This window comes from Streptomyces sp. NPDC030893 (assembly GCF_055571535.1).
Genome location: NZ_JBVIFC010000020.1, coordinates 89,830 through 109,698 on the forward strand (window position 1 = coordinate 89,830; position 19,869 = coordinate 109,698).

17 protein-coding genes and 3 pseudogenes are annotated in these 19,869 nt (G+C 71.1%); 10 read left to right on the plus strand and 10 right to left on the minus strand.

What is annotated here, in order from left to right:
• Positions 1-26: 26 nt before the first annotated feature.
• The 8 genes and pseudogenes from ACZ434_RS29045 (at position 27) to ACZ434_RS29080 (ending at position 10,179) form a co-directional block, all read left to right on the plus strand.
• Positions 27-899 (plus strand): DUF2797 domain-containing protein, encoded by an 873-nt coding sequence (locus tag ACZ434_RS29045; RefSeq protein ID WP_468460991.1) that lies wholly within the window; start codon positions 27-29, stop codon positions 897-899.
• A gap of 45 nt (positions 900-944) precedes the next feature.
• Positions 945-1,850, plus strand: coding sequence for an amidohydrolase family protein (locus ACZ434_RS29050; protein WP_468460993.1), 906 nt, complete (start codon positions 945-947; stop codon positions 1,848-1,850).
• A 218-nt stretch (positions 1,851-2,068) separates the two neighbouring features.
• Entirely contained in the window at positions 2,069-2,809 is a 741-nt protein-coding gene (locus tag ACZ434_RS29055) for a response regulator transcription factor (RefSeq protein ID WP_468460995.1), read from the plus strand.
• Positions 2,806-4,344 (plus strand): sensor histidine kinase, encoded by a 1,539-nt coding sequence (locus ACZ434_RS29060; RefSeq protein WP_468460997.1) that lies wholly within the window; start codon positions 2,806-2,808, stop codon positions 4,342-4,344. Before ACZ434_RS29055 ends, ACZ434_RS29060 begins: the two co-directional genes overlap by 4 nt.
• A gap of 15 nt (positions 4,345-4,359) precedes the next feature.
• Positions 4,360-5,602: pseudogene (locus tag ACZ434_RS29065) on the plus strand (bifunctional glycosyltransferase family 2/GtrA family protein); the annotation flags it as partial.
• A 40-nt stretch (positions 5,603-5,642) separates the two neighbouring features.
• Positions 5,643-7,754: an ArnT family glycosyltransferase gene (locus ACZ434_RS29070; protein WP_468461000.1), complete on the plus strand. Its 2,112-nt coding sequence runs from the start codon at positions 5,643-5,645 to the stop codon at positions 7,752-7,754.
• Between the two features lie 52 nt (positions 7,755-7,806).
• On the plus strand, positions 7,807-9,330 hold the full coding sequence (locus tag ACZ434_RS29075; protein WP_468461002.1) for an MFS transporter: 1,524 nt from the start codon (positions 7,807-7,809) through the stop codon (positions 9,328-9,330).
• A gap of 75 nt (positions 9,331-9,405) precedes the next feature.
• Positions 9,406-10,179, plus strand: coding sequence for a TetR/AcrR family transcriptional regulator (locus ACZ434_RS29080; RefSeq protein WP_468461004.1), 774 nt, complete (start codon positions 9,406-9,408; stop codon positions 10,177-10,179).
• Between the two features lie 16 nt (positions 10,180-10,195).
• Here the strand turns inward: ACZ434_RS29080 and ACZ434_RS29085 are convergent, their stop codons facing one another.
• Together ACZ434_RS29085 and ACZ434_RS29090 are read right to left on the minus strand one after the other, a co-directional pair.
• Positions 10,196-10,666, minus strand: a complete 471-nt coding sequence (locus tag ACZ434_RS29085) for a PPOX class F420-dependent oxidoreductase (protein ID WP_468461006.1) — start codon at positions 10,664-10,666, stop codon at positions 10,196-10,198.
• Positions 10,667-10,675: 9 nt separating this feature from the next.
• Positions 10,676-11,032: an STAS domain-containing protein gene (locus ACZ434_RS29090; RefSeq protein WP_468461008.1), complete on the minus strand. Its 357-nt coding sequence runs from the start codon at positions 11,030-11,032 to the stop codon at positions 10,676-10,678.
• 129 nt (positions 11,033-11,161) lie between these two features.
• Between ACZ434_RS29090 and ACZ434_RS29095 the strand changes: the two genes are divergently transcribed.
• Positions 11,162-11,926 (plus strand): ANTAR domain-containing protein, encoded by a 765-nt coding sequence (locus ACZ434_RS29095; RefSeq protein WP_468461010.1) that lies wholly within the window; start codon positions 11,162-11,164, stop codon positions 11,924-11,926.
• A 93-nt stretch (positions 11,927-12,019) separates the two neighbouring features.
• Here ACZ434_RS29095 and ACZ434_RS29100 read toward each other — a convergent pair.
• Together ACZ434_RS29100 and ACZ434_RS29105 are read right to left on the minus strand one after the other, a co-directional pair.
• Positions 12,020-13,612: pseudogene (locus ACZ434_RS29100) on the minus strand (MDR family MFS transporter); the annotation flags it as partial.
• 85 nt (positions 13,613-13,697) lie between these two features.
• A complete protein-coding gene (locus tag ACZ434_RS29105; RefSeq protein ID WP_468461012.1) occupies positions 13,698-14,189 on the minus strand; it encodes a MarR family winged helix-turn-helix transcriptional regulator in 492 nt (163 codons plus the stop codon).
• 229 nt (positions 14,190-14,418) lie between these two features.
• On the opposite strand from ACZ434_RS29105, the gene ACZ434_RS29110 reads away from it, so the two are divergent.
• Positions 14,419-14,613, plus strand: a complete 195-nt coding sequence (locus ACZ434_RS29110; RefSeq protein ID WP_468461014.1) for a hypothetical protein — start codon at positions 14,419-14,421, stop codon at positions 14,611-14,613.
• A 210-nt stretch (positions 14,614-14,823) separates the two neighbouring features.
• Here the strand turns inward: ACZ434_RS29110 and ACZ434_RS29115 are convergent, their stop codons facing one another.
• The 6 genes and pseudogenes from ACZ434_RS29115 to ACZ434_RS29140 all read right to left on the minus strand — a co-directional run.
• Positions 14,824-15,735 carry an RNA polymerase sigma factor SigF gene (locus tag ACZ434_RS29115; protein WP_468461016.1) on the minus strand — a complete coding sequence of 304 codons (912 nt, stop codon included), beginning with the start codon at positions 15,733-15,735 and terminating at the stop codon, positions 14,824-14,826.
• Between the two features lie 246 nt (positions 15,736-15,981).
• Positions 15,982-16,818, minus strand: a complete 837-nt coding sequence (locus tag ACZ434_RS29120; protein ID WP_468461050.1) for an RNA polymerase sigma factor SigF — start codon at positions 16,816-16,818, stop codon at positions 15,982-15,984.
• Positions 16,819-17,012: 194 nt separating this feature from the next.
• Complete coding sequence (locus ACZ434_RS29125; protein WP_468461018.1) at positions 17,013-17,306, minus strand: Dabb family protein; 294 nt, start codon at positions 17,304-17,306, stop codon at positions 17,013-17,015.
• The gene (locus tag ACZ434_RS29130) at positions 17,306-17,482 is read right to left on the minus strand and encodes a hypothetical protein (protein ID WP_468461020.1); all 177 of its coding nucleotides are present in this window, start codon (positions 17,480-17,482) and stop codon (positions 17,306-17,308) included. Before ACZ434_RS29130 ends, ACZ434_RS29125 begins: the two co-directional genes overlap by 1 nt.
• Before the next feature lie 981 nt (positions 17,483-18,463).
• The gene (locus ACZ434_RS29135; RefSeq protein ID WP_468461021.1) at positions 18,464-19,135 is read right to left on the minus strand and encodes a P-loop nucleotide/nucleoside kinase family protein; all 672 of its coding nucleotides are present in this window, start codon (positions 19,133-19,135) and stop codon (positions 18,464-18,466) included.
• Positions 19,132-19,796 (minus strand): annotated as a pseudogene (locus tag ACZ434_RS29140) (GntR family transcriptional regulator); the annotation flags it as partial. The gene ACZ434_RS29135 and the pseudogene ACZ434_RS29140, both read right to left, overlap by 4 nt.
• Positions 19,797-19,869: the final 73 nt, after the last annotated feature.

Sequence of the window (19,869 nt, forward strand, 5' to 3'; positions counted from 1 at the left end):
AGTGGTGCCCCCTACGCTCGGCGGGGATGGCACAGGCATGGAACTGCTCGGGGCTGCGGTGGTCGGCGGACGGTCCCGTGCTGGAGTGGGACGGTGGCCGGCGCTCGGCGCTGACCTGGGGGAAACGGGTGGCCTTCGGGGTCGCGGAAGGGGGTGTGCGGACCTGTGCGGGGGCGCGGGGGCACGCGTGCCCGCTCGGGGCGGCGGTGCCGGGGCGCAGTACGGGGGCGCGCTGCGAGGAGTGCGCCCGGCTGGACCGGGCGCACTCGGTGGCCGCCGACACCCTCGCGGACGATCCACGGCCCTACCGGGTGTACCTGGCGTGGTTTGGGCCCGGGATGGCGAAGGTCGGGATCACCGCGGTGGCGCGGGGGCGGGCGCGGCTGCTGGAGCAGGGGGCGGTTTGTTTCACCTGGCTGGGCAGCGGGCCGCTGATGGCGGCGCGGCGCACCGAGGAACTGCTGCGCGCCGCGCTCCGCGTGCCCGACCGGGTCCCCTACGCGGACAAGCGGGCGGCGAGGGCGGCCCTCCCGGCGACGGCCGGGGACCGGGCGGCGGAGATCGCCAGGCTGCACGAGCGGGCGGTCGCCCTGAGCGGCTGGCCGGAGTCGCTCGCCCCCGCGCCGTTCGAGCCCGTCGACCACGTCGGGGTGTTCGGGCTGGCGGAGGCACCGGCCGCCGTGGGGGAGGTCCGTGAACTGGTCGCCGGGGGCGCGGTGAGCGGTGAGCTGGTGGCCGCCGCCGGTCCCGATCTGCATCTGCTGACGGCCGGCGGGGTCGTGGTGCTGGACACCCGGCTGCTGACCGGGTGGGGGCTGGTCCCGGCCGCCGGGGAGGAGTTCGCGGTGCCGGTCCGGCCGCTGAGGGAGAGGGCGGCGGCGCAGGACGGGTTGTTCTGACCCCGCCCCTGGACCACGGGCGCGGTCACGGGTGATCGTGTCGGTATGAGCGATCATCCCGTGCCCGGTACCGAGGCCGCCGACGTGCGGCGTTTCTGGGAAGGGCTCGGGCTGCCCGGGCTCGTCGACGTGCACACGCACTTCATGCCGGAGCGGGTGCTGCACAAGGTGTGGGCCTACTTCGACGCGCTCGGGCCGCTGACCGGCGGGGTCGAGTGGCCGATCACGTACCGGGCGGAGGAGGGCGAACGGGCCGCGCTGCTACGGGCGTTCGGCGTGCGCGCGTTCACGGCGATGCTCTACCCGCACAAGCCGGGCATGGCGCGCTGGCTGAACGACTGGGCGGTCGCCTTCGCCCGGCGCACCCCCGACTGTCTGCACACCTCGACGCTGTTCCCCGAGCCGGGCGTGGCGGACTACGTCCGGGAGGCGGTGGAGGCGGGCGCGCGCGTCTTCAAGGCACACGTGCAGGTGGGCGCGTACGACCCGGCCGACGAGGCGCTCGACGCGGCCTGGGGTCTGCTCGCCGAGGCGGGCGTACCGGTGGTGATCCACTGCGGGTCCGGGCCCGCGCCCGGCAAGCACACGGGGCCGGAACCGGTCGGCCGGGTGCTGGCCCGCCATCCGCGGCTGCGGCTGGTGGTGGCGCACCTCGGGATGCCCGAGTACGAGGACTTCCTGTCGCTCGCCGAGCGGTACGGGGAGGTGCGGCTGGACACGACGATGGCGTTCACCGGGTTCAGTGAGCGGCTGGCGCCGTTTCCCCGGCGGGCTCTGCCGCGGTTGGCCGCGCTCGGGGACCGGATCCTGTTGGGCACGGACTTTCCCAATATTCCCTACCCGTATGTCGAGCAGCTGTATGCGCTGGAGGGGTTGGGGCTGGGGGAGGAGTGGTTGCGGGGGGTGTGTCATGACAATGCGGCGGGGCTTTTCGGGTTGACGGGGCGGTGAGGGGCGGGACTGCGGTCCGGTGAGGACGGGATCTGCGGTCCGGTCGGTTTTCGCCGTCGCCGTGCTGCGGGACGGGCCCGCGCTGCGAGGTGCGTCCCTGTGGGTGTCGGCCGGGGGGGTGTTCGCGCAGCCCGGCGCCGGCGGGGTGCTGGGGTTTCTCAGGGAAAACACAGGTGGGGAAAAGGGGGTTCTCAGAGGGCGTGTGGATCGTGTGCGGTATGACCACGACCTCGCCCCAGGGGCGCACCGAACTGCTCAGGCCGGACGGGAGCGCCGTCCGCGTGCTGGTGGTGGACGACGAGCAGTCGATCACCGAACTGCTGTCCATGGCCCTGCGGTACGAGGGCTGGCAGATCCGCAGCGCCGGGGACGGCCAGGGCGCCCTCCGTGCCGCGCGCGAGTTCCGGCCCGACGCCGTCGTCCTGGACATGATGCTGCCGGACATGGACGGGCTGGCCATCCTCGGACGGCTGCGCCACGACCTGCCCGACGTGCCCGTGCTGTTCCTGACCGCCAAGGACGCCGTCGAGGACCGTATCGCCGGACTGACGGCGGGCGGGGACGACTACGTCACCAAGCCGTTCAGCCTGGAGGAGGTCGTCGCCCGGCTGCGCGGCCTGATCCGCCGCTCCGGCGCGGCCGACCGACGCCCCGAGTCGGTGCTGGTCGTCGGCGACCTCACCCTCGACGAGGACAGCCACGAGGTCACCCGCGGCGGGGACGGCATCCACCTCACCGCCACCGAGTTCGAACTGCTGCGCTTCCTCATGCGCAATCCGCGGCGGGTGCTCAGCAAGGCCCAGATCCTCGACCGGGTCTGGTCGTACGACTTCGGCGGGCAGGCGAACGTCGTCGAGCTGTACATCTCGTATCTGCGCCGGAAGATCGACGCCGGCCGGGAGCCGATGATCCACACCCGGCGTGGTGCCGGATACATGATCAAGCCCGCGGTGTCGTGAGGGAGCGGCGGCGACCGCGTCCGCGGACCCTGCGGACACGGCTCGTCGTCGTGTCCGTGGCGCTGATCGCGGTGGTGTGCGCGGTGATCGGCACGGTGACCACGCTGGCGCTGCGGTCCCATCTGTACGAGCAGCTGGACGGCCGGGTGCGGGAGGTGGCGGCGCGCGCCGCGAACGCCTTCGGGCCGCCGGGCCCCGGCGGCCCGAAGGCGATCGACCTCGCGGAGTTCGTCGCCCACGGTCCGCAGCCGAGCCGCACCGTCGCGGCGAAGGTCGAGAACGGCACCGTCACCGAGGCCCGGTACGGGAAGAAGTCCGAGGACGACTTCTCGATGAGCGCCGAGTCGCTGGACGCCGCCCAGACCGCCGCGCTCGCCTCGGTCGCCCGGGACGGCGCCGACCACACCGTGGACCTCCCGGACCTCGGCAGCTACCGCGTCACCTACCGGGTCGGCCCGGGCGGTGCCTTCTACGTCGCCCTCCCCACCGCCGACGTCGACAGCACGGTCAACACCCTGATCCTCGTGGAGATCAGTGTCACCGCGGCCGGCCTCGTCGCCGCCTCCCTCGCCGGTGCCGTACTCGTCGGCGTGGCCACCCGCCCGCTCCGCAGGGTCGCCGCCACCGCCACCCGCGTCTCCGAACTCCCCCTGCACCGGGGCGAGGTCACCCTCGAGGAACGCGTCCCGCCCTCCGAGTGCGATCCGCACACCGAGGTCGGCCGAGTCGGCGCCGCGCTGAACCGGATGCTCGACCACGTCCACGGCGCCCTGCACGCACGCCAGGAGAGCGAGACGCGGGTACGGCGCTTCGTCGCGGACGCCAGCCATGAGCTGCGTACGCCGCTCGCCTCCATCCGCGGGTACGCCGAACTCACCCGCCGCGGCGGGGAGGAGGCCGGCCCCGACACCCGGCACGCCCTCGGGCGGATCGAGTCCGAGGCCGGCCGCATGACCCTGCTCGTCGAGGACCTGCTGCTGCTCGCCCGCCTGGACGCCGGACGCCCCCTGCGGTTCGAGCCGACCGATCTCGTACCGCTCGTGGTGGACACCGTCAGCGACGCCCGTGCCGCCGGCCGGGAGCACACCTGGCGTCTGGAACTGCCCGACGGTCCCGCCCCGGTGGCGGGAGACGCGGCCCGGCTCCAGCAGGTCCTCGTCAACCTGCTCGCCAACGCCCGCACCCACACCCCGCCGGGCACCACCGTCACCGCACGCGTGCGCGGGGACGGCGCGTGGTTCCGCGTGGACGTCGAGGACGACGGCCCCGGCATCCCGCCCGCCCTGCTCCCCCACGTCTTCGAACGGTTCGCGCGCGGCGACTCGGCGCGCACCCGGGCCACCGGATCGACCGGTCTGGGCCTGGCCATCGTGCAGGCCGTCGCCACCGCGCACGGCGGTGCCGTGACCGTCGACAGCAGGCCCGGACGGACCGTGTTCACGCTCCGCCTGCGCCGGGCGGGCGCGCAGTCGGCGCCGGAGCCGCATTCACAGCCGCGGCACAGCCTCACCACACCGGCACGACAGGACACTTGATCAGAGTCGGTTCCCATGCGAACCGATTCCTCTCCCGGCACCCTGCCGGCGCGGGAGCACCTTCCGGCCGCCGGGGCCGGCACGCCGGTCCTGGACGTCGTGGTCCCCGTCCACAACGAGGAGAAGGACCTCCAGCCGTGCGTGCGCCGGCTGCACGAGCACCTCTCCCGCACCTTTCCCTACGCGTTCCGCATCACGATCGCCGACAACGCCTCCACGGACGGCACCCCGTACCTGGCCGGCGAGCTGGCCGAGCGGATCGCGGAGGTCCGGGCCGTCCGCCTGGAACAGAAGGGACGCGGGCGGGCGCTGCGGACCGTCTGGGCGGCCTCCGACGCCCCCGTCCTCGCCTATACGGACGTCGATCTGTCCACCGACCTCAACGCCCTGCTGCCACTGGTCGCCCCGCTGATCTCCGGCCACTCCGACCTCGCCATCGGCTCCCGGCTGAGCCGCAGCGCACGTGTGGTGCGGGGCGCCAAACGGGAGTTCGTCAGCCGCGGCTACAACCTGATCCTGCGCGGCTCGCTCCAGGCGCGCTTCTCCGACGCGCAGTGCGGGTTCAAGGCGATCCGCCGTGACGTGGCGCAGGTGCTGCTGCCGCTGGTGGAGGACAGCGGGTGGTTCTTCGACACCGAGCTCCTCGTGCTGGCCGAGCGCGCGGGGCTGCGGATCCACGAGGTGCCGGTCGACTGGGTCGACGACCCCCGCTCGAGCGTGCACATCGTGCGGACGGCGACCGAGGACCTCAAGGGCGTCTGGCGGGTCGGCAGGGCCCTGGCCACCGGCTCACTGCCGCTGGACCGGCTCGCCCGGCCCTTCGGCGACGACCCGCGCGACCGGGACATCGAGGACGTGCCGCGGGGCCTGGCCCGTCAGCTGCTCGGCTTCTGTGCCGTGGGCATCCTGTCCACTCTCCTCTACCTGCTGCTCTACAGCGGCTTCCGTACCTTCACCGGCTCCCAGACCGCCAACGGTCTCGCCCTGCTGGTCTCGGCGGTCGCCAACACCGCCGCCAACCGGCGGCTCACGTTCGGGGTGCGCGGGCGCGCCGGGGCCGTACGGCACCAGGCGCAGGGACTGGTGGTCTTCGGCATCGGTCTCGCGCTGACCAGCGGCTCGCTCGCCGCGCTCAACACGGCGAGCAGCGACCCCGCCCACTCCACCGAACTCGCCGTCCTCGTCGCGGCCAACCTCGCGGCGACCGTACTGCGGTTCCTGCTCCTGCGCGCCTGGGTCTTCCCGGACGGCTCCCCGTCCCACGCCGCTCCCGCCGGACACCACCCGAAGGACCTGTGATGACCACGCGCCACGACGCGTCGAACCCCCCGGCGGACACCGCCACCTGGACGCCACCGCCCGCGCCCGCACCACCCCGCCCCGCGACACCCGCCTCCCCCGGGGACCCGCGCTGGGCCCGCCCGGCCTTCCTCGCCCTGCTGCTGGCGACCGGCGTGCTCTACCTCTTCGACCTGAGCGCCTCCGGATACGCCAACTCCTTCTACTCGGCGGCCGTGCAGGCGGGCAGCGAGTCCTGGAAGGCGTTCTTCTTCGGCTCGCTGGACGCGGCGAACGCCATCACCGTGGACAAGCCCCCGGCCGCGCTGTGGCCGATGCAGTTGTCGGTGCGGCTCTTCGGCCTGAACTCCTGGGCGATCCTCGTGCCCGAGGTGCTGATGGGCGTCGGCACGGTCGCCGTCGTGTACGCGGCCGTGCGCCGCCGCTTCGGTGCGACGGCCGGTCTGATCGCGGGCGCGGTGCTCGCGCTCACCCCGGTCGCGGCGCTGATGTTCCGGTTCAACAACCCGGACGCGATGCTGGCGCTGCTGATGTCCGTCGCCTGCTACCTCGTCGTCCGGGCCATCGAGGACGGCCGTACGAAGTGGCTGGTGTGGGCCGGGGCGGCGATCGGCTTCGCGTTCCTCACCAAGACCCTCCAGGCGTTCCTGATCCTGCCCGCCCTCGCGCTCGTCCACGGCGTCTGCGCGCCGGTGCGCTTGCGGAAGCGGCTGGCGCAGCTCGGCCTGGCGGCCGTCGCGCTGGTCGTCTCCGGCGGCTGGTGGGTCGCGGTCGTCGAACTGTGGCCGGCGTCCTCGCGCCCGTACATCGGCGGGTCGCAGACCAACAGTTTCCTGGAGCTGACCTTCGGCTACAACGGCCTCGGCCGGCTCAACGGGGAGGAGACGGGCAGCGTCGGCGGCGGGGGCATGGGCGGCGGCCGGTGGGGGGAGACCGGCTGGGACCGGATGTTCGGCTCGGAGGTCGGCGGCCAGATCTCCTGGCTGCTGCCCGCCGCGCTGATCCTGCTCGCCGGGGGCCTGGTCCTCACCCGGAAGGCGGCGCGGACCGACCCGGCGCGGGCGTCCTTCCTGGTGTGGGGCGGCTCGCTGCTGATGACCACGGCCGTCTTCAGCTACATGGCCGGCATCTTCCACCAGTACTACACGGTGGCCCTCGCCCCCTACCTCGCGGCCGTGATCGGCATGGGCTCGGTGACCCTGTGGGAGAAGCGGCGCTCGCCCGGCGCGTCGATCGCCCTGGCGGCGGCCGTGACGGCGACGGCGGCCTGGGGGTACGTGCTGCTCCACCGCACGCCCGGCTATCTGCCGTGGCTGAAGTGGCTGGTCCTGGTCGGCGGGCTGGTCGCCGCGCTCGGCCTGGTCTTCGCGGGCCGGGTGCGGCGCCGGGTGGCGCTCGGGGCGGCGGGCCTCGCCCTGGCGGCGGCGCTGGCCGGTCCGACGGCGTACACGCTGAGCACCGTGCAGGAGGGGCACACCGGTTCGATCGTCATGGCCGGTCCGGCGGGGGCGGGCATGGGCGGCGGGGGACGGCCGGGGGGTGGCGACGGTCCCGGTGGCGGAGGCGGATTCCCCGGCGGGGGGCAGAACCGGCAGGGGCAGACACCACCCGGCGGCGGCCCGACGGGCCAGGACGGCCAGAACGGCCCAGGCGGCCCGCCCCCGGGCCGGACCCAGCAGAACGCCCCCGGAGGCACCACCGAGGCCGGCGGCATGCGCGGCGGCATGGGCGGCGGTCTCCTCGGCGGCGCGAACGTCGACGACGAGGCGAAGGAGCTGCTGGAGACCGACGCCGGCGACTACACCTGGGCCGCCGCGGCCGTCGGCGCCCAGAACGCCGCGAGTTACCAGCTCGCCACCGGTGCGCCCGTCATGGCGATCGGCGGCTTCAACGGCACCGACCCCTCCCCGACCCTCGCCCGGTTCAAGGAGTACGTGGCGGACGGCGCGATCCACTATTTCGTCGCCGGAGGCGGCATGGGCGGCGGTACGGGCGGCGGCAGCGACTCCGGCAGCGCCGCCCGGATCGCCTCCTGGGTGGCGGAGAACTTCAAGGAGGTGACGGCCGGTTCGGCGACCTTCTACGACCTCACGCAGCAGGCCGACCACTGACCGGCCCACGTCACGCTGTACGCCGTATGGGTGAAGCTATACGGTGTACAGCATGACGACGTCCCCCCAGGAGCAGGCCCCCGACCGGTCCCCGGACCAGGTGGCCCTCCCGCCGCAGGGCCACGCCCGGCGCTGGCTGATTCTCGGTGTCATCTGTCTCGCGCAGCTCACCGTGCTGCTGGACAACACCGTGCTCAACGTGGCGATCCCCTCGCTCACCCGGGAGCTGGACGCGTCGACCGCCGACATCCAGTGGATGATCAACGCCTACTCCCTGGTGCAGTCCGGGCTGCTGCTCAGCGCGGGCAACGCCGCCGACCGCTACGGCCGCAAGAAGATGCTGATCGTGGGCCTGGCCCTGTTCGGCGTGGGATCGCTGGCGGCCGGACTGGCCCAGTCGTCCGGTCAGTTGATCGCGGCGCGGGCCGGTATGGGCGTGGGCGGCGCACTGCTGCTGACCACGACCCTCGCCGTCGTGATGCAGATTTTCACGCCCGAGGAGCAGCCCAAGGCGATCGGCATCTGGAGCGCCGTCAACTCGCTGGGCTTCGCGGCCGGTCCGCTGGTCGGCGGCGTCATGCTGAACCACTTCTGGTGGGGCGCGATCTTTCTGATCAACCTCCCGGTCGTGGCCCTCGCGCTCGCCGCCGTCGCCGCCTACGTCCCCGAGTCGAAGAACCGGCAGGGCGACCGCCCCGACCTGGTCGGCGCGGTGCTCTCCACCATCGGCATGGCGGCCCTGGTGTACGCGATCATCTCGGGTCCCGAGCACGGCTGGACCTCCCCCCGGGTGCTGGCCACGGCGACGGCCGCCGCCCTGGTCCTCGGCCTCTTCGCCTTCTGGGAGAGCCGCATCCCGTACCCGATGCTCGACCTGCACTTCTTCCGCAACCGCCGCTTCACGGGCGCGGTCGGCGGTCTGGTGCTGATCACCTTCGGCATGGGCGGCGCGCTGTTCCTGCTCACCCAGTACCTGCAGTTCGTCCTCGGCTACGCCCCCCTGGAGGCGGGCCTGCGCACCGCGCCGATGGCCATGACCGTCGTCGCCCTCAACTTCACGGGCATCGGCACCAGGTGGGCGGCGAGGATGGGCACCCCGCTCTCCATAGCCGTCGGCATGACACTGATGGCGGGCGGGCTGGTGTCGATCGCCACGCTCACCGAGCACGGCTACGCCGGTACGCTGCTCGGCCTGGTCATGATCGGGGCGGGCACGGCGATCGGCAGCCCGGTGATGGCGCACGCGGTGATGAGTTCCGTACCGCGCGAGAAGGCGGGCGTCGGCGCCGGGATCAACGGCACCCTCGCCGAGTTCGGCACCGGGCTCGGGGTGGCCGTGCTGGGCGCGGTGCTCAACGCGCGGTTCGCGGCGCTGGTGCCGGTGGCGGCGACCTCGCTCCCGGTGGCGCTGGCCGCGGCGGACTCGGACGGCGAACGGGTGCGGATCACCGACGCGTTCTCCGCCGGGCTGGAGACGAGTCTGCTGGTGGGCGCGGTGGCCGTGCTCCTCGGTGGAATGATCGCGGCCGCGTTGCTGCGCCGGGCCGACCGGGCAGAATCGCGGGAGAAGGCCTGAGAGCCGTACGGTCCGCGCACCCGGGTACGGGTGGAGGGGCACGGGACGGTGCCGGCGAGTCGAGGAAGGTGCGCCATGGTGAGGGCAGCCCAGCGGTCCGACAGGGTGCCGCGGCCCAGTGTCTGGCTGGAGGGCAGGGCCCGCCGCGGCGGGCGGGGCGGCGGACAGCCCTCGGGCCTGGACCGGGAGAGGATCACCGAGGTCACCGTACGGCTGCTGGACGCCGAGGGGCTCACCAAGTTCTCCATGCGCCGCCTCGCCGCCGAGCTGAACGTGACGGCGATGTCCGTCTACTGGTACGTCGACACCAAGGACGACCTCCTCGAACTCGCCCTGGACCGCGCCTTCGGCGAGCTCACCCTGCCCGATCCGCACGGCGGCGAGGACTGGCGCGACCGGCTGCGCGCCCTCGCCCGCGAGTACCGCGCCCTGCTGGTGCGCCACCCGTGGCTGTCGCCGCTGGCCGGCCGGTTCCTCAACATCGGGCCCAACGCGCTGCGCTTCTCCCGGGTGATCCAGCAGGTCATCCGCGGGACGGGCCTGCCGGCGCACGGCGTGACCGGGGCCATCTCGGCCGTCTTCCAATTCGTGTACGGCTACGGCACCATCGAGAGCCACTTCCACGCCCGCGTCGCCGCGACGGGCATGACCCCCGACGAGTACCACCGGTACGCCATGAGCGAGGCGACGCAGTCGCCGGACGCCTCCGAGGTGATCGAGGAGACGGCCAGGATCATGCAGGCCCGCGGCGGTGACACGGTCGAGGAGATGCTGGAGCGGGACTTCGCCTTCGCCCTGGACCTGCTGTTGGCCGGCATCGAGGCGATGGTCGCCCGCACCCGGCCCTGATCCGCCGGCCGGGGCGTTACTCCTCGTCCGCGAGCCGCGCCGGGAACCCGCCGGTCGCCACCGGCCCCCAGCGCTCCGGAGTGATCCGGAGGATCGACTTGCCCTGCTTCACCATCGCCGCCCGGTACTCGTCCCAGTCGGGGTGCTCACCGGCGATGTTCCGGTAGTACTCCACCAGCGGCTCCACGGACTCGGGCACGTCCAGCACCTCGGCCGTGCCGTCGATCCGCACCCAGGGCCCGTTCCACTCGTCGCTGAGCACGATCAGGCTCACCCGGGGGTCCCTCTTGGCGTTCCGCGTCTTGGCACGCTCGGGGTACGTGGACACCACGATCCGGCCCGAGTCGTCGACCCCGCAGGTCAGCGGCGAGCCCTGGGGGTCGCCGCCGGCCCGCCGGGTCAGCAGCACCGCCCGGTGCCGGGGCCGTACGAAGTCCAGCAACTCGTCGAGGGAGACACGGGTGTTCGTCGCGATCTGTTGTGCCATGGGCTCACACTAGGCGGCCATCGCCTCGGGGAGGTTGTCGTAGACGGGGATGTCGCGGCGCAGGCCGGTCAGTTCCAGTACGCGGCCGGGCAGGCTCTCCGGGCGGGCCACCACGTACACCCGGGTGGCCGGGCGCAGCAGCCGGCGTACGTCGTTGATGAGGCGGACGCCCTGGGAGTCCATGAAGTGCGTCGCGGTGAGGTCGAGGACCAGCACCGGGGAGGGCCGGCCGGGGCGGGGGAGGGCGCTGGACATGATCAGCGGCCGCAGCCGGTCCGCGTTGGAGAAGTCGATCTCCGCGGGGAAGGGGAACCGGACGCGCTCGGTCGGGGCGGGCGGCTCGGCGGGTTCTGGAAGGAAGGTCATGACAGTCACCTGGCAGACGTACGTCCGGATTTCCGGCAAGGCCACTTCCTGACCGCCCCCATTGCACCACGTCGGAGCGCATCACCGGAAGCGGCTAAAGTTCTGTACGTCCTGTGCTCGCAGTCGGGAATGTGCTGCGGAGCTCTCCTGCGCACGGCCGTTCGGTCGTGCTCGCCGAAGAGGTTCGTGGTGGCTGCGTCCCGCTTTTCTGATTTGCCCCGTTTCCCCGCCGGTCCGGATCTGGCGGAGGCGCTGACGGCGGCGGCATGCCGGCTGCACGAGACGTCCAGCCCGGACAGCACCCTGGACACCGCCGTCCGGCTCGCCGTGGACCTCCTCCCCGGCGCCGAGCACGCGGGCATCTCCGTCATAGAGCGCGACAACCGCCGGCAGACCCTGGCCTGGACCGACGAGGTGGTGCGCGCCGCCGAGGACGGCCGTCCCGAGCCGGGGACGCAGCCGTACTGGCACCGGCTGTGGAGCGCTCCGGTGGCCGGGGTCGAGGACAGTGAGGGCGAGGACGGTGCGGACGAGCTGTCCGTGCTGGGACTGCGTTCGGTGCTGTCGCTGCGGCTGCGCGCCGACCGCCGGCGGCTGACCGTGCTCACCGCGTACGCCCGCAAGCCGCGCGCCTTCGACGAGTCCGCACTGCGGATCGGGCGGCTGTTCACCGCGCACGTGGGCATCGCCCTGGACTCGGCCACCGTGCGTGAGCAGCTCACCGAGGCGATGCGGACGCGGGATCTGATCGGGCAGGCCACCGGCATCCTCATGGAGCGGATGGACATCGACGCGGCGGGTGCGTTCGACAGTCTGGTGCGGGCCTCGCAGCGGGAGAACGTGAAGCTGCGCGATCTCGCCCGCCGGATCGTGGACGCCCACGAGAAGCCCTGAACGCCGGAGGGGCTGCGAGCAGCCCCTCCAGCGGAAGCGGAGGTCCGGGGGCAGCGCCCCCGGACGACGGGACTACTCCTGCCGGGACCGGTTCACCGGCGACGCGGCGACGCGGGCGGCCTCGGCGGGGGCGGGCGCGGCCGGCGGGGCGTCCGCGGCCGAGGCCTGAGCCGCCTGGGCCATCGCGCCCGCGGTCCGCAGCGGGACCTCCTTGATGAACAGGGTCACCAGGAAGGCCAGCAGGGCGACCGGCGCGACGTACAGGAAGATGTCGGCGATGCCGTGCCCGTAGGCGCTCTCCAGCCAGGTGCGGATGGACGGCGGCAGCAGGTCCATGTCGGGTATCGCGCCACCGCCGGAGGCCCCGGCGGCGGCCGCCTGCTCCCGCGGGCTGAGCGAGCCGATGGTGTCCGAGGCGTAGTGGCTGATCCGGGACGACATCACCGAGCCGAGGACGGAGACGCCCACCGCGCCGCCGAGGGAGCGGAAGAAGGTCACGACGGAGGAGGCCGCGCCCAGGTCGCTCGGGTCGACCTGGTTCTGCGTGCACAGCACCAGGTTCTGCATCATCATGCCGACGCCGAGGCCCATGAGCGCCATGTGGACGCCGATGTGCCAGTACGGGGTGTCGTAGCGCATGGTGCCCAGCAGGCCGAGGCCCGCCGTCAGCAGGACGCCGCCGGCCAGCAGCCAGCTCTTCCACTTGCCGGTCCGGGTGATGATGATGCCGGAGACCGTGGACGATATGAACAGGCCGCCGATCATCGGAATGGTCATGACGCCCGACATCGTCGGGGACTTGCCCCGGGCCAGCTGGAAGTACTGGCTGAAGTAGACGGTGCCCGCGAACATCGCGATGCCGACGAACAGCGAGGCCAGCGAGGCCAGCGTGATGGTGCGGTTCCGGAAGAGCCGCAGCGGGATGATCGGCTCGCTCGCCCTCGACTCGACGAAGAGGAAGACCAGGGTCAGGAGGACCGCGCCGCCGACCATGACGCCGGTCTGCCAGGACATCCAGGCGTACTTGTCGTCGGCGAAGGTCACCCAGATGAGCAGCAGGCAGACGGCCGCGGTGACGAAGAAGGCGCCGGCCCAGTCGACCTTGACCTTCCGCTTGTCCACGGGCAGGTTCAGCGTCTTCTGCAGCACGATCAGCGCGATGATCGCGAAGGGCACGCCGACGTAGAGGCACCAGCGCCAGCCGAGCCAGCTGGTGTCGGTGATGACACCGCCCAGCAGCGGGCCGCCGACGGTCGCGACGGCGAAGGTCGCGCCCAGGTAGCCGGAGTAGCGACCGCGCTCACGTGGGGAGATCATCGCGGCCATGATGATCTGCGCCAGGGCGGACAGACCGCCGCCGCCGAGGCCCTGGATGGCGCGGGCGGTGATCAGCATCGCCGGGTTCTGCGCCAGACCGGCCACCACGGAACCGATGACGAAGACGACGAGGGCCGACTGGACCAGGACCTTCTTGCTGGTGAGGTCGGCGAGCTTGCCCCACAGGGGGGTGGAGGCGGTCATCGTCAGCAGCGAGGCGGTGACGACCCAGGTGTAGGCGCTCTGGCCGCCGCCGAGGTCGGAGACGATCTCGGGCAGGGCGTTGGTGACGATGGTCGACGACAGGATGGCGCAGAACATGCCGAGCAGCAGCCCGGACAGCGCCTCCATGATCTGCCGATGGGTCATCGGAGCGTCCGCGGAGGAGCCTCCCCCGTGCTTGGCATGAGCCCGCACACCGTCCGGTGTGGTCGTTGCCATGGGCTTCCTTCTCTTAGGTGCTTGCGGGTGTACGGGTGGTCTGTTCGGATGCGGGAGGCGCCGGCCGGGGCACGGTGCGGCAGTCGCCGAAGCTGTCCCTGAGCCGGGCCATCAGCTGGGTGAGGCGGCCGACCTCCTCGTCGGACCAGTCGCCCAGGCGCTCGGCGAGCAGCCGGGTGGTCCGCCGGAGCAGCTCGTCGAGCTGGGCCCGGCCGGCCGGGGTGAGGCGCAGGATGCGCGACCGTTTGTCGGCGGGGTCCGGGGAGCGCTCGATCCAGCCGCGCTCGGCCAGATGGGCGACATGGCGGCTGGTGACGGACATGTCCACGGAGAGCAGCTCGGCGATCCTGCTCATGCGCATGTCGCCGTGGCGGCCGAGGAGCGTCAGCACGGACGCGGAGCCGCTGGGGCAGTCGGCCGGCATGATCCGGTTCATCTCCCGCTTGACGGCGCCGAAGGCGCTGAACTGTCGGACCAGTTCCTCGTACTGTGCCGACCCGGCCATGGCACCTCCCGATTCGTTGCTTAAAGCAACCGTAGAAGTCGATGGTTGCTACAGGCAAGCAATTGGGGGCCGAGGGGCTCAAAAACTTGGCAAAGGGCAAGTGATCGCGTCAGTAAACACGCAGGTCGCGAGGTCGGGCCCGGCCCGCGGGGGTCCGCGACCCGCGTCCGTGCGGTGGGTCACCGCCCCGCTTGGGCCGCTCCCCGGGGATTCGCTAGGGTCTCGTGACATGGCTAACACCCAGGGCCCGCAGGGCCATCACGACCCCGCCGGCAGCACCCAGATGTTCCGCGCGTTCGTCGACGAGGCCCCTCAGGGCGGTCCGGCGGCGTCCACGGGCGGCGGGCCGCGCGTCGGTCTGATCGTCGGCATCGTCGTCGCCGTGGCGGTCGTCGCCGCGGTGGCCTGGCTGGCGCTCAAGTAGCCGCGGCGCGGCGGAGAGACGACGGCGGCCGCCGTCGCGCCCCTGGAGGGCGCCCCGGCGGCCACGTGTCCGGTCCCACCCGTGGAGCCGATCCGCGTCGTGGGTGCCTCGGACCGAGATTCAGTCCGCGATTCAGTCCGGGATTCGGTCCGGGAGTCTCAGCCCGGGATTCGGTCCGGGATTCGGTCCGGGATTCTCAGTCCGAGATTCTCAGTCCGAGATGAGGCCCTCCCGCAGCTGCGCGAGCGTCCGCGTGAGCAGCCGCGAGACGTGCATCTGGGAGATGCCGACCTCCTCGCCGATCTGTGACTGGGTCATGTTGGCGAAGAAGCGCAGCATGATGATCCGCCGCTCCCGGGGCGGCAGCTTGGCCAGCAGCGGCTTGAGCGACTCCCGGTACTCCACGCCCTCCAGCGCCGTGTCCTCGTAGCCGAGGCGGTCCGCGAGCGAGCCCTCGCCGCCGTCGTCCTCCGGGGCGGGGGAGTCCAGCGAGGACGCCGTGTACGCGTTGCCGACCGCGAGGCCGTCGACCACGTCCTCCTCCGACACGCCCAGGACGGCGGCGAGTTCGGGAACGGTCGGGGAGCGGTCCAGCTTCTGGGAGAGCTCGTCGCCGGCCTTCGTCAGCGCCAGGCGCAGCTCCTGGAGCCGGCGCGGCACCCGCACCGACCACGACGTGTCGCGGAAGAACCGCTTGATCTCGCCGACCACCGTCGGCATCGCGAACGTCGGGAACTCCACGCCCCGTTCGCAGTCGAAACGGTCGATCGCCTTGATCAGGCCGATGGTGCCGACCTGGACGATGTCCTCCATCGGCTCGTTGCGCGAGCGGAACCGCGCCGCCGCGTAGCGCACCAGCGGGAGGTTGAGCTCGATCAGCGTGTCCCGGACATAGGCACGCTCCGGGCTGTCCTCGTCGAGGACGGCGAGCCGCAGGAACAGGGAGCGGGACAGGGTGCGGGTGTCGAGGGCCGCCGTGTCCGGGAGCCGGGACGTGTCCTGGAGTTCCGGAGCCGGTGTGGCCGGGCCTTCGTCGATGGGGCCGAGTGCGTCGAGAGCATGGGGAGCTGTCTCGCTCTCCGCGAGCGTGAGCACCTTCGAGCTGCCCTGTTCTGCGGACATGCCACCCCCTTTGGGTCGCGGGACGGTCGCGGCGGACGTTCCCGATCTGAGGAACGCAGCCTTCACCTGAATACCGGCGCCGGAGCCCCGGCAAACGCGCTTCCGGCAGAATGTCACATGTCGGCAACGCGCTGTAGTGACATGTCGACATCCGAGATGCGAATCAGCCCTGGAAACAAGGGGTCTGACGGCCTTTCGGCTCAGAACGGCGCAGAACGGCGCTTCTGGGCGATTCGCTCGTTCCGGTTACGCGTCGATCCTGTTTGCGGACCGCAGTCGCTGGAAGCTGCGTGCCAGCAGACGGGACACGTGCATCTGCGAGACGCCGAGTTCCGCACTGATCTGGGACTGCGTCAGATTGCTGTAGTAACGCAGCAACAGGATGCGCTGCTCCCGCTCGGGGAGCTGGACGAGGAGGTGCCGGACGAGGTCGCGGTGCTCGACCCCGTCGAGGGCGGGGTCCTCGTAACCGAGCCGGTCCAGCAGCCCGGGCATCCCGTCGCCCTCCTGCGCGGCCTCCAGGGAGGTGGCGTGGTACGAGCGTCCCGCCTCGATGCAGGAGAGCACCTCCTCCTCGGTGATGCGCAGCCGCTCGGCGATCTCGGCGGTCGAGGGGACGCGCCCGAAGGCGGTGGTGAGGTCCTCCGTCGCGCTGTTGACCTGCACCCACAGCTCGTGGAGCCGGCGCGGTACGTGGACGGTGCGGACGTTGTCCCGGAAGTACCGCTTGATCTCGCCGACCACCGTCGGCATCGCGAACGTCGGGAACTGCACGCCCCGCTCCGGGTCGAAGCGGTCGATGGCGTTGATGAGCCCGATGGTGCCGACCTGGACGACGTCCTCCATCGGCTCGTTGCGGGAGCGGAAGCGGGCGGCCGCGTAGCGCACGAGCGGCAGATTGGCCTCGATGAGCGCGGCGCGCACGCGGGCGTGCTCCGGCGTGCCCGGCTCGAGCTCCTTGAGCTGACCGAAGAGCAGCTGGGTCAGGGCCCGGGTGTCGGCGCCGCGCCGTTTGGCGGGGGCCTGCACCGCGTCGGGGGACACCTCGTCCTGGGGCGGCGCAGTACTGGCCGGCACGGTCAACGCCACCTCGTCATCGCTCTCATGTCCGTCAACTCATCCGTCAAAAGCGGTCATAGCATCACAAGACTGACTCACTGTGTGCAAGCACCGCATATTCCGTGTTGTGCGCGGGAGCGTACGTACGGCGCACGAAGGCCCCCTGCCGGGACGGCGGGGGGCCTTCGGGAAGCGGAAGGGGGCGGGGTGCCGGAGCGTCAGAACTCGTAGTCGGCGATCACCCACGTGGCGAACTCGCGCCACAGTCCGACGCCCGCCTGGTGGTCCGGGTGCTCCACGTACCGGCGCAGCGCGTCCGCGTCGTCGAACGCCGAGTTGATGGCGAAGTCGTAGGCGATGGGGCGGTCGCTGATGTTCCAGGCGCACTCCCAGAAGCGGATCTCCGGGATCTTCCCGTCGAGCGACTCGAAGGCCGCCACGCCCTGCACGACCCTCGGGTCGTCGCGCCCGACGCCCTCGTTCAGCCGGAAGAGCACCAGATGGCGGATCATCACTTACCTCCGTTGGCGAGCCAGGTCATGAAGTCGCCGATGGCCTTCGCGGCGTCCGAGATGCCCTCGAACCCGACCGTGACGTAGTCGCCGGCCGTCTCCGGATCGGTGATGATCAGATACAGCACGAAGACCACAAGCGCGTAGACCACGGCCTTCTTCGCGTTCACCGCCATCGCGGCCCTCCCCTGTCACTGATGTGTGCCGGTGTCACACGCGTCGAGCGGGCCCATGATCGCACGAAGGGCCCCGTCTGACGACGAGGCCCTTCACCAGCGGTAGCGGAGGGATTTGAACCCTCGGTGACTTGCGCCACACTCGCTTTCGAGGTCTGTTCCTGCTGGTCAGAGCGTGATTCGGAGGCGTTCAACCTCGTTCATTCTCGGACCCCTCCTCGTCGCGTGAATCCATATGGACGGCCCTGAACTAGGTTGAATGAGACGGAAACTGAGACGGAGGGCGACGTGGCTAGCCCTTGCTGACCTGCGGCGCGCGCCGCGCAGAGCTAGCGCTCTAGGTCAGTACTTCCGTGGCGACCGCCAGCTTCCGTGGACTCGGAGCCCAAGACGGCCATGATGCTGGCCGTCGCCACGAGTGCTTCCGTCAAGCGGGGCAAGAGGACGGCGAGAATCACGAGCACCACGACGACGAACCAGCGCTTCCGGGTAACGCTTGACGGTAGAGGTAAGCAGTAGGCGACACTCATGTCGGCTCTCCAAGAGTCAGGCGTGAGCTGCCCCCGTCAGCCTCGACAGTTAGCGGGGGCAGCCACGTTGTGGTTGCCGAGACCAGGGTGACGCATCCCTGGCCCTGCCCGCATGGATGTCCCGGCAGGTTCCCCTAGTGAAAAGTTTGCAATTTGGAACGTTCCACCGTAACCCGTTAGCCATGGCAATGCCATGGTTAACGCGGGTGCGAATGGAAAACCCATGTGAATGTCGTTGCAGAGGTGAGCAAGGATTAATGCAGGTGGCGCCAGCTAGGTCGCCACGCTGCGGCGGCCGGGTTTCCTGAGGGGTGCTCATCCCGCTCAAGACCTGAGGCGTCGGCGTGTGGCGTCAGGTTGAGTGCTCCGCGAGGCTCGCCACCGTTGCGATACAGAAGACAGGGGAACTGCGTGTGATGCACTTCACAGCCTGCTCATTCCAACAGTGAGCTTAGGTCGCGTCCAGGGCCGCGAGTACGGTCGTGATGTCGCCGTCGTACACGAGATGCGGTTCGTTCGCCTGGGGCGGGACGAACCGGTTGCGATACCGCTGAAGATCACTCTCTGAGAAGTAAATAGAGTTGGGATCGTTCTTGTGGAACTCGTTGCGCTTGCTGATCCTGGCCCAAAGCTCGTCATGATCGGCTGCGAGGTAGACGAGTACAGGGGCGGCGCCGGCGTCGGTGGCGATCGCTCGCCACTTGGCCCGGTCCTCCGGGGTCCAAAAGCCGTGGTCTACGACGACGTCGTGCCCGGCTTTGAGATGCTCCCGGAGATCGACCGCCACGTCTTCGAGGACGGGTCGTTCAAGGGTTGGGAAAACGCCCCGCGGGAAGTCCACGCCGTAGACGCCGTGCCGGCGGAACATCTCCTCGTCCGGGCACAGTCGTATGAACCCGCGAGCGGTCAGGGCGCGAGAAAGGGTCGTCTTGCCGGAGCCGGGAAGCCCGGCCATCAGGACACAGAACGGCGGGTGCGGGGGCATCGGTCTCGTCATGGTTCGGGAGATGGCGGCCACCTCCGCTTCGGCTTCGGACGTGATTGTGCCAGCCCGGCGGGCCGCCAGCAGTGCATCAAGGCGGCCTTCGAGCACATTCACAAGCGTGTCATCCACAACCGTCACGGGGACACCTCCGACCTGTGCGCCAGGTACGGCCCGGACCGCCGAGGTCCACGCCGTACTCCACGATGTTGCCCTCGCTGTCCACGAATTTGGCCGTCATCACGACCACCGGGTCCGTCGGAGGGTTGTCAGGGTCCAACTCCAGGAGTCGCGCGTACTCCGGGGTTAGTAGGCGGGCCGATGCGGTGTCGATGCGGTGGCTGATCGGGTGGCCGGTCGCCTGGGCGATGAGCTGGAGTGAGGTTCCCCCCGTCAGTCGCTCGCTCGCTGCAAGCTGAGGGATCAGCTTCCCGTACCGCGCGGGGATCCATGACGTGCTGTGGGCGACGATGCCGTGCCGGTCCCTGTATACGCGGCTACGACGGACCACGTCAGAGCCGGGCTGAATGTCCAGCGCTTGCGCCACTTCGTCGGGCGCGGGCACCACGGCCGCCTGGTGCGAGTCGGACCGTTCGCCTGCCCCCCAACTAGACCCGGTACGGCTTCCCCGGTCCTGCCGTTGTGCCCCGGACGACATCGGAGCCGGCCGGTCCAGCACTTCGGTACCGATGCCATGGATGCCACGGACAAGCCCCTCGTTGCGCAACTTGCGTAGGGCTTTCTCGGCTGTCGCCGTGCTCACCTTCCACTTTTCCGAGAGGTTCTTGATGCTCGGCATCACGACCTACCGCAGCGCTTCCGTGCTACGGCCGGTTGCCTCCGCTGCTCGTCCCGTACGAGCGGCGTTGAGGGGA

What these genes read in the sequence shown, in the direction of transcription:
- ACZ434_RS29045 (WP_468460991.1), top strand. Translation starts at nt 27, where the DNA reads ATGGCACAGGCATGGAACTGCTCGGGGCTGCGGTGGTCGGCGGACGGT.
- ACZ434_RS29050 (WP_468460993.1), top strand. Translation starts at nt 945, where the DNA reads ATGAGCGATCATCCCGTGCCCGGTACCGAGGCCGCCGACGTGCGGCGT.
- ACZ434_RS29055 (WP_468460995.1), top strand. Translation starts at nt 2,069, where the DNA reads ATGACCACGACCTCGCCCCAGGGGCGCACCGAACTGCTCAGGCCGGAC.
- ACZ434_RS29070 (WP_468461000.1), top strand. Translation starts at nt 5,643, where the DNA reads ATGACCACGCGCCACGACGCGTCGAACCCCCCGGCGGACACCGCCACC.
- ACZ434_RS29075 (WP_468461002.1), top strand. Translation starts at nt 7,807, where the DNA reads ATGACGACGTCCCCCCAGGAGCAGGCCCCCGACCGGTCCCCGGACCAG.
- ACZ434_RS29080 (WP_468461004.1), top strand. Translation starts at nt 9,406, where the DNA reads ATGGTGAGGGCAGCCCAGCGGTCCGACAGGGTGCCGCGGCCCAGTGTC.
- ACZ434_RS29085 (WP_468461006.1), bottom strand. Translation starts at nt 10,666, where the DNA reads ATGGCACAACAGATCGCGACGAACACCCGTGTCTCCCTCGACGAGTTG.
- ACZ434_RS29090 (WP_468461008.1), bottom strand. Translation starts at nt 11,032, where the DNA reads ATGACCTTCCTTCCAGAACCCGCCGAGCCGCCCGCCCCGACCGAGCGC.
- ACZ434_RS29095 (WP_468461010.1), top strand. Translation starts at nt 11,162, where the DNA reads ATGTGCTGCGGAGCTCTCCTGCGCACGGCCGTTCGGTCGTGCTCGCCG.
- ACZ434_RS29105 (WP_468461012.1), bottom strand. Translation starts at nt 14,189, where the DNA reads ATGGCCGGGTCGGCACAGTACGAGGAACTGGTCCGACAGTTCAGCGCC.
- ACZ434_RS29110 (WP_468461014.1), top strand. Translation starts at nt 14,419, where the DNA reads ATGGCTAACACCCAGGGCCCGCAGGGCCATCACGACCCCGCCGGCAGC.
- ACZ434_RS29115 (WP_468461016.1), bottom strand. Translation starts at nt 15,735, where the DNA reads ATGTCCGCAGAACAGGGCAGCTCGAAGGTGCTCACGCTCGCGGAGAGC.
- ACZ434_RS29125 (WP_468461018.1), bottom strand. Translation starts at nt 17,306, where the DNA reads ATGATCCGCCATCTGGTGCTCTTCCGGCTGAACGAGGGCGTCGGGCGC.
- ACZ434_RS29130 (WP_468461020.1), bottom strand. Translation starts at nt 17,482, where the DNA reads ATGGCGGTGAACGCGAAGAAGGCCGTGGTCTACGCGCTTGTGGTCTTC.